The sequence below is a fragment of the Bradyrhizobium sp. UFLA06-06 genome, assembly GCF_054820065.1.
Map to the genome: position 1 here is coordinate 75,183 of NZ_JADFUD010000007.1, position 16,576 is coordinate 91,758.

The 16,576-nt window shown below is 65.3% G+C and carries 16 protein-coding genes; 8 read left to right on the forward strand and 8 right to left on the reverse strand.

Annotated features, from left to right (window positions below; translation table 11 throughout):
• The first annotated feature begins 49 nt into the window (after nucleotides 1-49).
• Nucleotides 50-982: a zinc metalloprotease HtpX gene (gene htpX, locus IF803_RS08240; RefSeq protein ID WP_304496912.1), complete on the forward strand. Its 933-nt coding sequence runs from the start codon at nucleotides 50-52 to the stop codon at nucleotides 980-982.
• A 203-nt stretch (nucleotides 983-1,185) separates the two neighbouring features.
• Here the strand turns inward: htpX and IF803_RS08245 are convergent, their stop codons facing one another.
• Entirely contained in the window at nucleotides 1,186-2,136 is a 951-nt protein-coding gene (locus IF803_RS08245; RefSeq protein ID WP_304496911.1) for an aldo/keto reductase, read from the reverse strand.
• 382 nt (nucleotides 2,137-2,518) lie between these two features.
• Here IF803_RS08245 and IF803_RS08250 point away from each other — a divergent pair, with 382 nt between their 5' ends.
• Nucleotides 2,519-2,854, forward strand: a complete 336-nt coding sequence (locus IF803_RS08250; RefSeq protein WP_028338617.1) for a GYD domain-containing protein — start codon at nucleotides 2,519-2,521, stop codon at nucleotides 2,852-2,854.
• 569 nt (nucleotides 2,855-3,423) lie between these two features.
• On the opposite strand, the gene IF803_RS08255 is transcribed toward IF803_RS08250, so the two are convergent.
• From IF803_RS08255 to IF803_RS08265, 3 genes are all read right to left on the reverse strand, one after another.
• The gene (locus IF803_RS08255; protein WP_304500379.1) at nucleotides 3,424-4,677 is read right to left on the reverse strand and encodes a Spy/CpxP family protein refolding chaperone; all 1,254 of its coding nucleotides are present in this window, start codon (nucleotides 4,675-4,677) and stop codon (nucleotides 3,424-3,426) included.
• 270 nt (nucleotides 4,678-4,947) lie between these two features.
• A complete protein-coding gene (locus IF803_RS08260) occupies nucleotides 4,948-5,088 on the reverse strand; it encodes a hypothetical protein (protein WP_304496910.1) in 141 nt (46 codons plus the stop codon).
• A 45-nt stretch (nucleotides 5,089-5,133) separates the two neighbouring features.
• Nucleotides 5,134-6,576, reverse strand: a complete 1,443-nt coding sequence (locus IF803_RS08265) for a helix-turn-helix domain-containing protein (protein ID WP_028338619.1) — start codon at nucleotides 6,574-6,576, stop codon at nucleotides 5,134-5,136.
• A gap of 238 nt (nucleotides 6,577-6,814) precedes the next feature.
• Between IF803_RS08265 and IF803_RS08270 the strand changes: the two genes are divergently transcribed.
• From IF803_RS08270 to IF803_RS08280, 3 genes are all read left to right on the forward strand, one after another.
• On the forward strand, nucleotides 6,815-7,024 hold the full coding sequence (locus IF803_RS08270) for a DUF4170 domain-containing protein (RefSeq protein WP_016839740.1): 210 nt from the start codon (nucleotides 6,815-6,817) through the stop codon (nucleotides 7,022-7,024).
• 312 nt (nucleotides 7,025-7,336) lie between these two features.
• Nucleotides 7,337-7,912, forward strand: a complete 576-nt coding sequence (locus tag IF803_RS08275; RefSeq protein ID WP_411780235.1) for a hypothetical protein — start codon at nucleotides 7,337-7,339, stop codon at nucleotides 7,910-7,912.
• 22 nt (nucleotides 7,913-7,934) lie between these two features.
• A complete protein-coding gene (locus tag IF803_RS08280; RefSeq protein WP_304496909.1) occupies nucleotides 7,935-8,687 on the forward strand; it encodes a glycine-rich domain-containing protein in 753 nt (250 codons plus the stop codon).
• Here the strand turns inward: IF803_RS08280 and IF803_RS08285 are convergent.
• A complete protein-coding gene (locus IF803_RS08285) occupies nucleotides 8,684-9,571 on the reverse strand; it encodes a metallophosphoesterase family protein (protein ID WP_304500377.1) in 888 nt (295 codons plus the stop codon). The two genes, IF803_RS08280 and IF803_RS08285, sit on opposite strands and share 4 nt — an antisense overlap.
• Nucleotides 9,572-9,718: 147 nt before the next feature.
• Here IF803_RS08285 and IF803_RS08290 point away from each other — a divergent pair, with 147 nt between their 5' ends.
• The 3 genes from IF803_RS08290 (at nucleotide 9,719) to IF803_RS08300 (ending at nucleotide 11,190) form a co-directional block, all read left to right on the forward strand.
• A complete protein-coding gene (locus IF803_RS08290) occupies nucleotides 9,719-10,207 on the forward strand; it encodes an NUDIX domain-containing protein (RefSeq protein WP_212057488.1) in 489 nt (162 codons plus the stop codon).
• 39 nt (nucleotides 10,208-10,246) lie between these two features.
• Nucleotides 10,247-10,759: a GNAT family N-acetyltransferase gene (locus IF803_RS08295; protein WP_028338623.1), complete on the forward strand. Its 513-nt coding sequence runs from the start codon at nucleotides 10,247-10,249 to the stop codon at nucleotides 10,757-10,759.
• 113 nt (nucleotides 10,760-10,872) lie between these two features.
• Nucleotides 10,873-11,190 carry an EthD family reductase gene (locus IF803_RS08300; protein WP_225158578.1) on the forward strand — a complete coding sequence of 106 codons (318 nt, stop codon included), beginning with the start codon at nucleotides 10,873-10,875 and terminating at the stop codon, nucleotides 11,188-11,190.
• A 195-nt stretch (nucleotides 11,191-11,385) separates the two neighbouring features.
• On the opposite strand, the gene IF803_RS08305 is transcribed toward IF803_RS08300, so the two are convergent.
• From IF803_RS08305 to IF803_RS08315, 3 genes are all read right to left on the reverse strand, one after another.
• Nucleotides 11,386-13,752, reverse strand: a complete 2,367-nt coding sequence (locus IF803_RS08305) for a TonB-dependent receptor (protein ID WP_461191843.1) — start codon at nucleotides 13,750-13,752, stop codon at nucleotides 11,386-11,388.
• 111 nt (nucleotides 13,753-13,863) lie between these two features.
• Complete coding sequence (locus IF803_RS08310) at nucleotides 13,864-14,286, reverse strand: DUF2946 family protein (RefSeq protein WP_461191844.1); 423 nt, start codon at nucleotides 14,284-14,286, stop codon at nucleotides 13,864-13,866.
• Between the two features lie 163 nt (nucleotides 14,287-14,449).
• A complete protein-coding gene (locus tag IF803_RS08315) occupies nucleotides 14,450-16,513 on the reverse strand; it encodes a hypothetical protein (protein ID WP_461191845.1) in 2,064 nt (687 codons plus the stop codon).
• Nucleotides 16,514-16,576 lie beyond the last annotated feature (63 nt).

Sequence of the window (16,576 nt, forward strand, 5' to 3'; positions counted from 1 at the left end):
TGAGCGGCGTCAGTTGTGGCAGCATTCCGTCTGCCGTCAGGGAACCACGATGAACTATTTCCGCACCGCGCTCCTGCTTGCCGGCCTCACCGCCCTGTTCATGGGGGTCGGCTATCTGATCGGCGGCGGCACCGGCGCCGTGATCGCGCTGATGGTCGCGGCTGCGACAAATCTGTTCGCCTACTGGAATTCCGATCGCATGGTGCTGTCGATGTACGGCGCCCATCAGGTCGATGCGGGCTCGGCGCCCGAACTCTACAATCTCGTCGCCGAGCTGGCGCAGCGCGCCGCGCTCCCGATGCCGCGCGTGTTCGTGATGGACGAGGCGCAGCCGAATGCGTTCGCGACCGGCCGCAATCCGGAGAACGCGGCGGTCGCCGTCACCACAGGCCTGATGCAGCAGCTCAGCCGCGAGGAGCTTGCCGGCGTGATCGCGCATGAGCTTGCGCATATCAAGCACCACGACACGCTGACCATGACGATCACGGCGACGATCGCCGGTGCGATCTCGATGCTGGCACAGTTCGGCATGTTCTTCGGCGGCAACCGCAATAACAACGGCCCCGGCATCGTCGGCTCGATCGCGATGATGATCCTGGCGCCGCTCGGCGCCATGCTGGTGCAGATGGCGATCAGCCGCACCCGCGAATACGCCGCCGACAATTACGGCGCGCGCATCGTCGGCCAGCCGATGTGGTTGGCTTCGGCGCTCGCGAAAATCGAAAACGCCGCTCACCAGGTGCCGAACATGGAAGCCGAGCGCAATCCGGCCACCGCGCATATGTTCATCATCAACCCGCTGTCGGGCCACGGCGTCGACAACCTGTTCGCGACCCACCCCTCGACCGCGAACCGCATCGCCGCGCTGCAGCAGCTCGCCGCCGAGCTCGGCACCCAAACCGCGCCGCGCCCGGCCGGTGGAAGCTATCCGCCGCGCAGCCCGTGGGGCGGATCGTCGAGCCAGCGCGGCCCGTGGGGATAGGCGAGGTGAGGCGGGATTGAACGGCAGCCGCGAAGGCGGTGTGCTCCCTCGCCTCGTTCTTACGGGGAGAGGGTTGGGGTGAGGGGCTGTCTCCGCAGATCCGGCGATAGCTGCATTCGCGGAGGCTCACCCTCACCCGGAACGCATCTAGCGATGCGTTCCGACCTCTCCCCGCACGCGGGGCGAGGTGAAGTGGAGCCGCGCTACGCGCTCGCGGCGTCCAGCCGTTCGACCTGGTCCTTGCTCAACTCAAGTTTGGTCGCCGCGACCAGCGTTGCGACCTGCTCGGGCCTGGTGGCGCTGGCAATCGGCGCGGTGACCGAGGGTTTTGCCATCAGCCAGGCGAGCGCGACCGCGGCCGGCTCGGCGCGGGTTTCCGCGGCGACCTCGTCGAGACCGGCCAGGATGCGCATGCCGCGCGGGTTCATGTATTTCGGAATGCTGCGTGCACCGCGCGGGCTCTTGGCGAAGTCGCTCTCCGAGCGATATTTGCCGGTCAAAAATCCTGCGGCGAGCGAGAAGAACGTGATCACGCCGACGTCGTTCGCCTCGCAGACACGTTGCAGCGCGCCTTCGTAGCTCGAGCGCTCCGCCAGGCTGTATTCGGGCTGCATGCTCTCGTAGCGCGGCAACCCGTTCGCCTTGGCAATGTCGAGCGCACTTTGGAGCCGCTCCGCCGAGAAGTTCGAGGCGCCGATCGCCCTGACCTTGCCGGCCTTGATCAGTCTGTCGTAGGCCGCGAGCGTCTCTTCCTGCGGTGTCGTCTCATCGTCCTTGTGGGACTGGTAGAGATCGATGAAATCGGTCTGCAGCCGCCGCAGCGAATCCTCGACGGCGCGCGCGATGTAGTCCGGCTTCAGCCCGACATTGCCGTCTCCCATGTCCATGCCGACCTTGGTGGCGAGGATGACGCGGTTGCGGTTGCCGCGCGCCTTCATCCATTTGCCGATGATGGTCTCGGATTCGCCGCCGCTGTGGCCCGGCACCCAGCGTGAATAGACATCCGCCGTATCCAGGAAGGTCAGCCCCTGATCGAGCACGGTGTCGAGCAGGCGAAACGACGACGTCTCGTCCACGGTCCAGCCGAATACATTGCAGCCGAAGCACAGGGGAGGAACAGTGAGGCCGGAGCGGCCGAGCGCGCGATGCTTCATGAGTTTTCTTTCGCTTGTTCTTGGTGGCGGGCGCCGGACACTGAGGCAGATCGCCCTTGTTTGCAAGGCGTTGTGCCTGTCGCATGATGTGAGGCAAAGGGTGCGGGTGAGGTCGGGGTTGGTCGTGGACACACCATGCTCGCTCGTGTGTCAGGCAGGCTGCCCTACAGGCGGTCTCGATAGAGCGCGATTTCATTTGCCGGCTATTTGATGTAGATTGCGCAGTGAGCTGCCACCGGTTGCGCCGAAATCCGGAGAATGAGCGGCAGCGCGACTGGCCATCGGCAGGCCATTTCTTCCCATTTTTCAGTACGAAATGCTCTGCCCGGGCCGCGTGCCTGGGTGAATGTTTTTTTCATTCCAACCAAACGGAGCGATTGCCATGCATTTCTGCTTCTCTGGTGAATACACCCCGCGTTCCCTGAACAACATCATGGAAAACCCGACGACCAATCGATACGAGGCCGCGAAGAAGTTGATCGAGGCCGCCGGCGGGAAACTGATTTCGATGTACAGCACGGCGACCGATGGCCCCGGCGTGATGGTGATCTTCGACGTGCCGGATCCGAGCTTCGCGCCTGCGGTCAGCGGCGTGGTCGTCGCGGCCGGCGCCATGCAGAATGTGCGGCTGATCCGGCTCTTTACCCAGGACGAGATCAAGGTGGTGCGTCAGCACGCGACCAAGCTCAAGGCCGCCTACACGCCGCCCGGCGGTTAGCAGGCCGAGCGATCCAAAACGGCGCAGATTGATCTGACGCTGTCGTCTCTCTCGCGCGGCTGCGCTTTCCGGCGCGCCGCGCGAAGGCGAGGGCCGTTGCGCGCCACAGATCCGGGGCGCGGTCGACGGATGGGCAGTCGCTCAGGCGGATGTCCTGCGCGCATGCCGGCTCGCAAGCCCCGGCTGGTTGTGCCGTCGCATGACGTCCGCCGCCTCGCTCGGCCTCCGCTTGGGCAAGTCGAGCGCGGTACGCGCTAAGGCGCGATGAGATCAGGGCGTGTACTCATGAATTCTTCGCGTCCGCTTTGATCTCGGAAGCTGAGGTTGAGGCCGACATCGCCGCATGTCGGCCTTGGGCCAATAAGCAACATCCAAAGAAGTTCAGTTGACTATGTGCGGGCCTCAAAGTTCATGTTGAACGGCGTCTCGGTCGCGCGACCGAACTACTTAGAGCCCGCCCCTATAACGCATGCCCGCATGTACAGCCCTTCTTAGCGGACGACTAGCAAATGCGACAGGGGATGCGAAGTATCGCCTTGGCCGACCAGCGCCGCTTGGGGATGGAAAAATCACACCCCCCGCTTCTTCAGACCGAGCCCCTCGAACTGCGTCTTCTGCTCGTCACTCAGGTTCCAACGGAAATCGTCGACCGCGTCGTTCACGCTGATGATCGCCTCTCTCATCGCTTCCAACCGCGCCTTTGCGGCCTTAAGGCGGGCCGGCGGGGTGAGCGCGTCCTTTGGCGGGCATGGGTTTAAGGCTTCCATGGTGCCCATCGTGGTATCCTGCACCACTTCGAGCGCGGCCCGTTGCGTATCGTTCAGTTTCAGGCTGGCGACGATGTCGTCGAGGGGCCATTGCTGGGCGACGAGCTGGCGGTATTGCTTTTCGGCCTGTTGCTCGTCTTGCGGTTCACGGCTCGCCTGGCAGGCGGCGTCCTGCATCTCCTTCAGCTTCGCGGCCGCAGCGTTAGCGCGGCGGTCGCGTTCGGGCGTGTTGAGCTGGGCCTTCTGTTCATCGCTTAGGAGATCGTAGAATTTTTGAAATGGCGGCATAACGGTCGCAACTGCGCTCAGCATCGCGTTGACGCGGCTCTGCATGGCCGCGAGTCGCTCCAGCGCGGTGGTTGCGGTCTGTGCTGGACAGGAAGCGCGGATGGTGTTGCCGGCGGAAATCCAGGCGCTCGCGAGCTCGTCGAAGGCTGCGCGCTGCGCCTCGTTCGCCGCGACCGCCAGGCCGATCCGCTCGAGGGGAAGGCCGGTCGTCTCGGCGGTGTCGCCGCTACAGAATTCCTGCACCGAGGGCGCTTTGCGATGCCGCCTCCCGGCGGGGCGCTCGGCCGCAAACGCTGAGAGATCGCTCGCAGCGTAAGGCGAGAAGATCGCGGCGTAGAGATCGCCGTAGCCATAGGCCCAGAAGCCGCTGCCATCATTGAGAAGCACGTAGTCATAGAGATCGCTATAGGCAAACGGCCAGAAGAGCGGACCGACCCAGCCGTATGAACCGTCGGAGTGCTGCCACCAGCCTTGCGCAGCTCGGCCGCCCTGCCAGCCGGCCAGCGCGGCGACGGCAGTGAGCTGCGCGCGCTCACTCGGGCCGATCGACTCGGCGGCGGGGCGAAGATCTTGCGGTCTTAGAGCAGCCATGCGGACGCGGCTGTGGCGCGCCGCCATGCGTGCGTGGCGGAGACCTGCGACCGACAGCACGCCGGCCATCGCGAAGCGCGCGACACTCACGGGGCCGCCAACGCGCAGGCGGAAACCCGCGTCGGCCGCGCTCGGCAGCGCTCCCAGAACGCCAATTGCAACGCCGGCCGCAGCCATTCCAAGGCGGGACTTTGACATGATCTCTCCCTCGGTCTCTCCCTTGGCGGCCCAGGCCACATCGCGTCACAAATATGACTCGCAGCGGAACCGAAAGTTCCTCCCGCCGTTTTCATTGGGTGAACCTGCGGTCAGGTCACGACGTCAACGGATTAGTCGCGTCGAGTACACGCGCTGGGTCGAATCGTCATCGCGCTTTAGTTTGGTGTGTGATTCGCGCAAACGCGTTGTCGCGAGGGAAAGCCGCTTCGCACTTTTCCGGATCCTGCTTTAGCGCACGTCGTCCTCGGTCGAATCCTCCTCCGTTTTCGGCGGCCAGGCGCCGCGCCGGACCAGCGCCTCGTGCAGGCGATGTGCACGCTGTTCGTCGCGCCCGATGGCTGCAAAGGTGGTCGAGGGCGCGATCAGCAAGGACGGCTGGTGCAGGGCCTTTGCCGCGATGGATTGAGCCTTGGCTCACAACTCCCGCGCATTCGAGAACGCGAACGAAGACACCCGCCGCGTGGTCTCGTCCAGGATCAGGGTGCGCGTGATCGGCGGCTCGGCGCGCTGGCTGCAATTCTCGCGCTCGCAAAGCCGGCAGTTGACGCCGATCGGGGTGCCCTCGACCTTTTCCAGATCCATGCCGGTGGCATAGACGAGTTTTGCCGCATGACGGATTTCGCAGCCGAGCCCGATCGCAAAGCGCGGCTGCGGCTGCGGGTAGGGCGCCACCGGCCGGCGCACCATCTGCGCGATCGAGAAGTAGCGCGTGCCATCCGGCAATTCGATCACCTGGCTGAGCAGGCGATCCGGCATGTCGAAGGTCGAGTGCACGTTCCAGAGCGGGCAGGTGCCGCCGAACTTGGAGAACGGGAAGGTGCCCGAGGAAAACCGCTTCGACACGTTGCCGGCATTGTCGACGCGGAGCAGGAAGAACGGCACGCCGCGCGCGTTCGGCCGTTGCAGCGTGGTGAGGCGGTGGCAGACCTGCTCGAAGCCGGCGTTGAAGCGCTGCGCCAGCACATGGACGTCGTAGCTCAAGGCTTCAGCTGCGGAATGAAACGCCTGATAGGGCATCATCGCGGCGGCTGCGAAGTAATTGGCGAGCGTGATGCGGTAGAGCCGGCGCGCGGTGTCGTCGAGCGGGCCGGCGCGGCTGACGATGGCGTCGATCGCGGCGCCGCACTCGACAAAGCCGATCTGCAGCGCAAGCTGGAAGCTGCGGCCGGAGCTGTCGACCAGTTCGGAGATCAAGAGCTGCCGGCGGTGCCGATCGAAGCGGCGCAGCGTCTCGCGCATCACGTCGACCGGCATCACGCGGGTCAGGATCGAATGTCTTTCGCGCAAGCGCGTAGTCAGCGCCGTGAACAGGCCTTCGGTCGGCACGTTGAGTTCGTCGCGCAAACTCTCCGCGGCGGTCTCGAGCTCCGGAAAATAGTTGCGGTTGGCCTCGATCAGGTCGCGCACCCGCTCGATCGGATTGGCGTCGAATTGCGAGCCTTCGCGGTCGGCCATCTGCGCCGCCACCAGCGTCTCGCCGCGGCGCGCCTCGGTGTAGGCGGCATAGAGCCGCTGCAGCGCATGCGTCACGCCGGGGCAGAGCTCGGCGAGGTCGCGCAGCTCCTGCTTCGGCAGGTCGATCTGGCGGAACAGGGGATCGGAGAAGATCTCGTTGAGTTCCGCGAAGAAGCGGTCCTCGTCGGCGGTGGCGAGGTCGCGCAAGTCGAGGTCGTAGGTCTCGGCCAGCCGCAGCAGGATCTGCGCCGTTACCGGGCGCTGGTTGCGCTCGATCAGGTTGATGTAGGAGGGCGAGATGCCGAGCCCCTCGGCGATCTGGGTCTGCGACAGCCCCAATTGCTGGCGGATCCGCCGGAAGCGCGGACCGACGAACAGCTTCTTTCCGGACTCACCGGGCATGGCAGGCTTCCTGACCTATTTTGTGACAAAATTCACAAATCGACATTTATTACAAGTTCAGATGTTACATGACATCACCAATAAAAAACAAGGCATCTGTACGAACTTCGCGTTTTCGCGTTTATCTCCTGACACGCAGTTCGCAATGCCATGTCAAGAATGTCGATGCGAACAGGTTGCGGGGATCAGGTGCAGGCGGCTGGGCAAAGGCAGCCCGATTTTTTGAAGGAGACTGACGATGAGCAAGGGCAGCAATTTCTGGGTGATCGGCGGCGAGTTCGGGTCGATGAATTTCCACAAGCTGGTCGAAGGCTCAGCCCAGGTCCGGGGTCCGTTCAAGACCCGCAAGGAAGCCGAAGAGTGCTGGAAGGAAGTCTCGGAAGAGAGCCGCCACAAGGCTGGTGTGCGCTTCTCCATCGTCGAGGAGCCGTCGCGGGTTTCGGCCTGAACGAGCATGATCGGGAAAAGTGGGAACCGGTTTTCCCTCGCGACTAACGCAAGCGTTTGCGCGGAGATCATGCTCAAACAAGAGATGACGTCGCGATACGCAATCGCATCCTAACGCAGCTGAGAAAACGTCCAAGGACGGCGGCCCCATCCGGTTTCATCCGGGTGGGGTCGACCGCTTTTGGGACAGCGTCAGGTCTTTGATCTGGGGATAAGTGGAGGTCTAAGTGCTTGGGAACCAACGCCCTTTGCGGACATCTTGGTTGCTGATAGGTTAATGCGCAGGAAACCCGTCACCACGAGACCGCAAGGCATGTCCGATCCGCAGAACACCGGCAGCGAGGCGCGCGAGATGCGGCCGACGCTGCGAGAGGCGCTGCGGCGGGCGCGGATCGAGGCGGCCGATCGCACCGGTGTCGTCGTCGAGTTGCGCGACGCCGAGGTGGCGCGGCTCGAGATCCTCAACGATGCGCTCGATCCGCTGTTCGCGCAGGTGCCGGACAAGGTCGATCTGTTCGACCGCGGCATCAGCCAGGGCGAGACGCCGCGGCTGTGGATCGACGTCGTCGCGCATGTGTTGATGGGGCGCGACAAGCGGATCTACCGCTTCGTGCAGGACACGAGGTTCGGCCGCATCGTGCTCGCCGAATCGCATGACGTCGCCGCGATCGTCGATGCCGTCACTGATTATGTCGCGCGCCGCCTGATCGAGCGCGAGCATGCGATGGTGGCAACGCCGCTTCCGGTTGCCGAGCCGCCGGCGCCGCCGCCCGTCCCGGTGGTGGCGCCGAAGCGCCGCGGCGGGATCGGCATGTTCGTGTTCGGCTTCGTCATGGGCGCGCTCGCGCTGTTCGGTCTCGCGCTGTTTGCGAGCTTGCAAAACTTCTAGCCGCTCAACGGGCGGGGGCATCGTGGTCATAACACCCGCCTCGGCATTTTTCGGCGTCCTGGCGGCCGCCGCGGTGGTCGGCAGCGCCGTGCTGTTCGGCAAGTGGCAGACATTGCGGCGCGCCGAATACATCCGCACCTTTCACTGGCCCGCGGGCCTGTTGGCGCGGCTCGAGAAGCGTCACCCCGGCTTCACCCGCAAGGACAGCGCGCTGGTCTCGCGCGGCCTGCGGCAGTTCTTGCTCGCCTATCTGATGAGCGGCAAGCGTTACGTCTCGATGCCCTCGCAAGCGGCCGACGACCTCTGGCACGAATTCATTCTCTACACCCGCGAGTATGATGCGTTCTGCCGCCGCGCCTTCGGCAGCTTCCTGCATCACACCCCCGCGGTCGTTCTGGTGAAGGAGCGGCGCAGGAGCAATGAGGGGCTGCGGCGGGTTTGGTGGTATTGCTGCAAATACGAGAACATCGATCCGGTCAGGCCGACCCGGCTGCCGCTGCTGTTTGCGCTCGACGCCAAGCTGAACATCGCGAACGGCTTCATCTATCACACCGACTGCGAGGCGCTGCGCCGCAGCGGCATCGGCGGTAGCAGTCCCTATTGCGGCGGCGATTTCTCCGACGCGTCGATCGACGGATCGTCAGCGGGTTTCGGCGATGCCGGCAGCGACGGGAGTGGTGGCAGCGATGGCGGTGACGGCGGCGGCGATGGTGGCGGCGGTGACAGCGGAGGCGGCTGCGGCGGTGGGTGTGGCGGCGGCGGGGGCGGCGATTAGGACAGTCGTACTTGCTTCAATTCGCGAATGCCGTCGTGATCGCCGAGGCCGCGCACGGTCTGCTCGCAGCGCCAGGCATTGCCGTCACGCTCGATCAAGAACAAATTGTAGGCCGCCGCCGGATAGTGCTTGCGCGCAAGCGCCGATGCCGACGGCACGCCGATCGCCGGGATCTTCCGCTCCGGGCCGTCGAACCACATCGTCGAATGGATGTGGTCGTGGCCATGCAGCACCAGCTCGACGCCGTGGCGCCTGAGCAGCGCGAGCAGCTGATGCGAATCGGTCAGGCGCTTGGCGCGGCCGTCGGAGTGCAGCGGGTGATGCACCAGGAGGACGCGGAAGGCGTCCTCCCGCGACAGCTGCGCGAGGATCGCATCAAGCGCATCGAGCTGGGGATGGCCGAGCCAGCCGGTCGCCATCAGCGGTGGCGTCGGCACCGCCGAGGAGACGCCGATCAGCGCCAGCGGCCCGCGACGGCGCACGAACGGAAAATGCGTTGCCGCGCCATCGGCGTCGCCGCGCAGATAGTCGCCGAAGTGACTGACGAAGCGATGCCGGGTCGCGCGCACATAGGCGTCGTGGTTGCCGGGGATCACGGTGACGTCGGCAGGCGAACCCACGCCCTCCAGCCATTGCCGGGCCGGATTGAACTCGGCATCCAGCGCCAGATTGACGAGGTCGCCGGTCACGGCGATATGGTCCGGCTGCTGCGCCTGCATGTCCGACACCAGCGCGTCGAGCACGTCGCGGCGGTGATATTTGTGACGGTTGCGCGTCCAGTTCAGGTAGCCGAAGGCGCGCTTGCCGGCCAGATCGCGCAGCCGAGCCGCCGGCAGCGGCGGCAAATGCGGGTCCGACAGATGCGCGAGGCGGAACGCCGCCATCATGCGATTCCCTTCGGATTGTCCGCGAAAAGTGGCCGGCAGCCGGTCATGTCGTGCTATCCCGAACGTCCTGCCCTGTATTGGCAAGAGCTGCGCAGGCGCGCAAGGATCAAAGCACGGATCAAACACGATGATGTCGAGGGTTCAGTGACGGTCCTGCTCGATTTACGCAAGCGCTACGAGCCGCAGATCAGGTGGGTGTTTCATTTCTACTGGCGGCTGGTCCGCAGCATGACGCTCGGGGTCCGCGCCGTCGTGCTCGATGCCGACAACAGGGTGTTCCTGGTCAAGCATAGCTACGTCCATGGCTGGTATCTGCCCGGCGGCGGGGTCGAGGTCGGCGAAAGCTTTATCGAGTCGCTGCGGCGCGAATTGGAGGAGGAGGGGCGGATCGAGCTCAAGGGCGAGCCGGTGCTGCACGGCATCTTCCACAACAGCCACGTTTCGCCGCGCGATCATGTCGCGGTCTACGTCGTCAGGAACTACCGGCAGGACCGCCTGCCGGAGCCGAATCGCGAGATCGTGGCCTGCGGCTTCTTCGATCCGGCTGATCTGCCTGACGAGACCACCCCCGGCACGCGGCTGCGGATCGCGGAGGTGCTCGAAGGCAGGCCGCCGACGGCGACATGGCGGTGATGGACCGCGCCTGCGCCAGATGCTATCCCGCGCCCCACAATGACCGAATTGTCCCTGACCATCTTGCCCGAGACCCCGAAAGACGCCCAGGCGATCGAGCGCCTGCACGAGCGCACCTTCGGGCCCGGCCGCTTCGTGCTCAGCGCCTACCGGCTGCGTGAGCATGTCGATCATCTGCTCGATGTCTCCTTCACGGCGCGGATCGGCACGCTGCTGGTCGGCTCGGTGCGCCAGCTGCCGATCACGATCGGCGATACGCCGGCGCTGATGCTTGGGCCGCTAACGGTCGAGCCGCCGTTTCGCAGCCGCGGCGTCGGCCGTGCGCTGCTCGAGCGTGCGATCAACGACGCCCGCGCCAAGGGCCACCGGCTGATCGTGCTGGTCGGCGACGAGCCATACTACGCGCGGGTCGGCTTCAAGCCGGTCCCGAAGGGGCAAATGACCATGCCCGGTCCGGTCGATTACAGTCGCCTGCTTGTCATGGAACTGGTCGACGGCGCGGCCGAGGGCGTGTCCGGACCGATCCAGCCTGACTGGAGCAAGGCGATCTGACGTTCTCGCGAGCGTCGCCGGAACTGTTGCGCGCTATCGGAAACTAAAGCACAGTTGAGGCAAGCGCCGGGACAAGACCGGCGCATGTCATATCAACAGGGAGAGTGCGCGTCATGATCAAGGTCAGTGTGATGTATCCGAACAATCCAGGCGCACGCTTTGATCACGACTATTATCGCGACAAGCACATGCCGCTGGTGAAGGCGCGCCTCGGCGACGCATGCAAATACTACACCGTCGACAAGGGGCTCGCCGGCGGCGCCCCAGGGCAACCCGCAACCTATGTCGGAATGTGCCACATCTTCTGCGACTCGGTTGAGGCCTTCGCGGCCGGCATGGGCAAGCACGCCCAGGAGATCATGGGCGACATCCCGAACTACACCGATCAGCAACCGGTGATCCAGATCAGCGAAGTCGTCGTCGGCCACTGATCGTCGACGCGGGCGGCAAGGCTCACACGCTCGTCCATCGGACATGTTCGTAGCCCGGATGAAGCGAAGCGAAATCCGGGATCGGCAACCGCGGACACAGTGTTCCCGGATTGCGCTGTTCCCGGATTGCGCTGCGCTCCATCCGGGCTACGCGATAAATCCCTCTGCCGCGAACGGCAGAGGGACCCGCTTGGCTCAGAACTTCAGGTTGGCGAACGCTCGCACGCCGAGGCCCGGCATCAGCACCTCGTCCTTGGTGTAGGAGACGGAGTTGCGGATGTTCTGGTTGAGCAGATTGTTGCCGACCAGACCAAGCGTCATCTCGCGCGCGCCGATCCATGACGAATTCAGCTTGGTGTTGTAGGTGATCTCCGCGTTGAGGAGATTGTAGCCCGCGGTCGGAGTCTCTCCGATGACAGCGATGTCGTTCTGCGCGAAGGCGTGCACCAGATTGATGCGGGTCAGCCAGTTGCTGTTGCGCCAATAGAAACCGCCGCCGAGCCGCACCGGTGGAATCCGCGGCACGTTGCTGCCGTCGGTGAAGGTGGCGCGCACCACGTCGAACTGGTTCTCGATGCCCCAGATGCCGCCGTTGAGCGGGCCGATGTCGAACTGGCTCTGGAATTCGGCGCCGCGGAAGATCGCGTCACGCTGCGAATAAACCGCCTGCCGCGCCTCGTTGTTGGGATCGCCATTGCCGCAGGAGTCGAAATCGTCGCCGCACATCACCCCGGTCAGGCGGCGATAGATGAAGTTGCTGAAGCGGGTGTAGTAGGCGGTGGCCTCGAAGCGGAACGGTCCGGTCGCCTTGCGCAGGCCGATCTCGACCGATTTCGCGGTCTCGATGGTCAGGTTCGGATTGCCGATGTCGAAAGTCGCGGTCGCATCATGCGCGCCGCGCGAGAACAACTCCGCAGGCTTCGGCGCGCGTTCGACATATTGCGCCGTGATGCTGCCGACGAGATCGCCGGGCAGGTTCTGCAGCAGCCCGATGCTGCCGCTGACCGGCGTGTAGGATGGATTGCGCGCGATCGAGCTCTGCGGTGCGCCGTCGGGGAGATAGTCCGCCGGGAAGTTCGGCATCGATCCGTGCAGGTCGACATGCTCGATGCGGCCGGCGATCTGCGCCTTGGTCGAATCCGTGAATTTGAACTCGTTGAACACGTAACCGGCGACCCGGTTGTTGTTGTTCGGACTCCACAGGCCGTTGAACAGCGAGGTCGGATCGTCCGGGCTCGGCGCGGTCAGTTCCTGATGCCCGGCCTGCACGCCGAACGCGGTCGTCACCGTGGCGAAGCGCGCGTTGAACGGCATCATCTGCACCTCGACGCGGGCTTCCTGCTCCTTGTTGGTGAAGGTCTGCCGCACGCCGTCGCTGAACAGGTCGGTCGGATCGGCAAGGCCGAGCTCGTTGTGGTGATAGTCGGTCGCGCCGACCCAGAACCGCACGGCGTCGATCGCTGCAGCGTCGGGCCGGTACTCGCCCTTGACGGCGATCTTGGTCTGGTGCGCGTCGATCCGGGTCTGATGATCGGCGCCGTCGATGCCGGGGATATGGTAGAGCGAGTCGTTCTGGGTGATCGCCGCGCCGATATAGCCGCCCTGGAAGAAATAGGAGGCGCCGACCGACGCGCCGTCCGACTGCGTCGCGGAGTTCGGCTGACGGCCGTTGAATGGCTGGCCGGGCACAAATAAATAAGGATAGCTGGGGATGCTGTAGTCGCTGGTGGTGCGGCCATAGACATCGGCATGCACGGCGACATTGTTGCCACCGGCGTCCAGCAGCATGCCGCCCTCGACGCCGCGATTGACCGAGCTGACCGAGGTGCGGGTCTCGACATTGAGGCAACCCGGCGCGCCGGCGTCGGCCAGCGGAGCCTTCACCGGCAATCCGTAGGACTGAAACGGCGTCGCCGCGCAGGTCGGCATCGCATCGGGAATCCGGTTGTTGGTGGCGCTGACGACGCCGCCGATCGAGGTAGAGCCGTAGCGCAGCGCGGCCGGGCCGCGCACCACTTCGATCTGGTTGGTCGAGAGCGGATCGATCGGGACGAAATGATCCTCGCCGAGATCCGACACGCCGCCGCCGCCAAGACCGTTTTCGACGATGCCGACGCGGTTGACGTCGAGGCCGCGGATGATCGGCCGGCTCGACGCGCCGGGCGCGAAGCTCGAACCGGTGATGCCGGGCTTGGAGAACAGGAGATCGCCGAGCGTGGCGGCGCCGGATCGCCGCAGTTCCTCGTTGGGTATCACGGTGACGGTGGCGAACTGATCGGTAACCACAGGCAGCACGCCCTGCTGCGGTGCCGGCGCGGGTGCCGCAGGCGCCGGTTGCACGGCCGCGGCGCGTTCGCGGTTGCGGCTCGGCGCGGCCCGGACAACATGGCTCGGCGTGCGCGTTGGCGCGGTCCGGTGCCGTTGGATCGGGCTCGGTGCCGTCACGGTGATGTCAGGGAGTTGCGTCGGCGTGTCGTCGGCCAGCGCATTGTGGCTCATCGCGCCCAGCAATAGCCAGCTCACGCTCCCGATGTGGAGTGCTCGTTTCTTCTGAAGTGTCATTGTCCCGATCCAGGCCCGTCGAAATAACGGATCGATTCCGATTTGCCCCGCTGGCGCAGGCCGCAAATGTGACGCGGCCGTCCGCTCAGGGCGTGCAGCAATCAGTCGATGTCAGGACAGGGGAGGTGCGCGGGAGTGGAAGGCCGCCGGCGCCGATTTCAGATGGGCGAATTCGGCATTGGTGGTGCGGAACAGAAGCTCGATCGCTTCCGGCAGCAACAGCACCGGCGGCGCCGTGAACAGCATGCTGCTCGCAAGCGAGATGACGGCGCAGATCGCGCAATTGTCGGCCGGATGCCGGTCGTTGTCGTGATTGGCGGGCTGTGGCGTCCCGGTCACCTGGACCGCGAGGTCCGGCGTCGCCGAGGTCCCGATATAGGCGAGATCGACCAGCGACAGCCCGGTCTGGACCGCAGGCGCCGCTTGCGCGGCCGCGATCGGGTGGAAATGCCCGAACGACAGCGTGAACTGGACGGCGAGCGCGAACAGCGCCAGCCGCGAGCCAGTCTTGATGTGTCGCCGGAACCACTGCATGCCGATAACGCCCACCCAATCGGGAGCGCATCAACACCCCAGCGCCCCGATGTTACATTATAACATCGGATGGCGTACGCGATGTCAACCAGCGTTCAGACAAACCGTGTCGATGCGTTGCCTGTGTGTGCTTGATGCAACGCAGACGTGAGCCCGGCCGGGCTCAGCGTCCCTCGCGCAGCCATGTTGCCGCGAATGCGCCGAGCAACAGCAGCAGGCCGACCAGTCCGGCGAACATCGGCAGCACGCCGACACCCTTGACGACGCTGGCGTCGCGCATCTTGACGCCGAGCCAGCCGTCGCCGCGGAAGATCGAGGAGGAGCGCACCGGCACGACGCGCGGCATGTCGAGGCTCGAACCGTCGACGATGCGCCGTGCATCGCCGCCGGTCGTCTGCGCCAGCGGCTTCAGCATCTCGGTGGTCGAGGTGACCTCCGAGAATTCCTTCGGGTTGGTCGGGCCGACATTGATCAGCGCCTTCAGCGTGCCGTCGGTGGCCTGCCACAGGCCGAGCTCGTTTGCGGGCAGCGTCGCGCGCCACTCGCCGGTATCGCCGGCGGTGAGCGTCAGTTCGCGCGTGGTGCCGCTCGGCGAGGTCACGGTGACCGGCGAGACGGTGTCGGCCATGGTCTGGCGCACCACCATGAGATCCTTGCCCTGCACCTGCATGCGCAGCGCCTCTTCATCGAGGTCGGGCTGCTTCATCAGCCAGTGCGACACCCGCCGCAACAAATCGAGATGCGGGCCGCCGCCCTCGTAGCCGCGCGCCCACAGCCAGATGTGGTCGGAGAGCAGCAGCGCGACGCGGCCTTCGCCGAAGCGCGACAGCAGCAGCAGCGGCTTGCCGTCGGCGCCGGTCATGACCGGCGGATTGATCGCGTTGCGGGTATCGACGGTGCGGAAGAACCGGCTCCAATGCGGCGGCTCGGCATTCGAGCCTTCCAGCCCGCGCGTCACCGGATGACGCTTACCGGCATCGCTCAGATGCGCGTAGAACGGTTTCTCGGTCACACCGACCGGTTCGGCCGGCAGCACCGAGTCCAGCGGCGTGCGCCAGATGCTGGTGGTCGAGGCGTAGTCGGGGCCGGCGGAGACCAGCACCGCGCCGCCGGCGCGGACGTAGCGCGCGATGTTGTCGAAATAGGCGATCGGCAGCACGCCCTGGCGGGCGTAGCGGTCGAAGATGATCAGCTGGAATTCGTTGATCTTCTGCTGGAACAGCTCGCGGGTCGGAAATGCGATCAGCGACAGCTCGTTGATCGGCGTGCCGTCCTGCTTCTCCGGCGGACGCAGGATGGTGAAGTGCACGAGATCGACGCTGGGGTCGGACTTCAAGAGGTTGCGCCAGGTGCGCTCGCCGGAATGCGGCTCGCCGGAAACCAGCAGCACGCGCAGCTTGTCGCGGACGCCGTCGATCGCGACCACGGCGCGGTTGTTGACCGGCGTCAGCTCGTTCTCGAGCGGCGAGGCCTCGATCTCGACGATGTTGGGTCCGGCGTGCTTGATGTCGATGTCGACGCTCGAGGTCTGGCCGCTGGTCAGCGTGCGCTCGTTGATCACTTCGCCGTCGCGGCGGATCGTGACCTTGGCGCGCTCGCCGGTGACGCCCTGGTCGTCGAGCCGGAAGGTGATGGTCTGGGTCTGGCCGACGATGCCGAAGCGCGGCGCGGCTGTGATCGCGATGCGGCGGTCGCGCTCGTCCTTGCGGCCGGTGATCAGCGCGTGGACCGGCGCCTGGAAGCCGAGCGCCTGGGCGTTGGCCGGAATATCGTGCACGCGGCCATCGGTGATCATAAAGGCGCCGGCGACGCGCTCGACCGGAACGTCCGACAGCGCCGACGTCAGCGCGCCGAACAGTTTTGTACCGTCGGTCTCGCCATCGGCCTGACCGGCCTCGACGACGCGGACCTCGAGGCCCTTGATCTGCTTCAGGCTGTCGACCAGCGCCTGCCGCGCCTTGTCGGTCTCCTGGTTGCGCGTGCCGAAGTTCTGGCTCGGGCTCTTGTCGACCACGACGGCAGCGACCGAGGACAGCGGCTCGCGGTCCTCGCGGGTGAAGGAGGGATTGGCCAGTGCCAGCAGGATCAGCGCCAGCGCCGCGACTCGCACCGCAGCGCCCCGTGCGCGCGACACCAGGAGCAGCACGGCGATGACGACGATCGCGCCGAGCGCGAGCCACAGCACGAGCGAAGGAACCAGCGGTGTGAATGCGATGCCGTAGTTCATGACGTCACTCCGTCATTCCGGGGCGATGCGAAAGCATCGAACCCGGAATCTCGAGATTCCGGG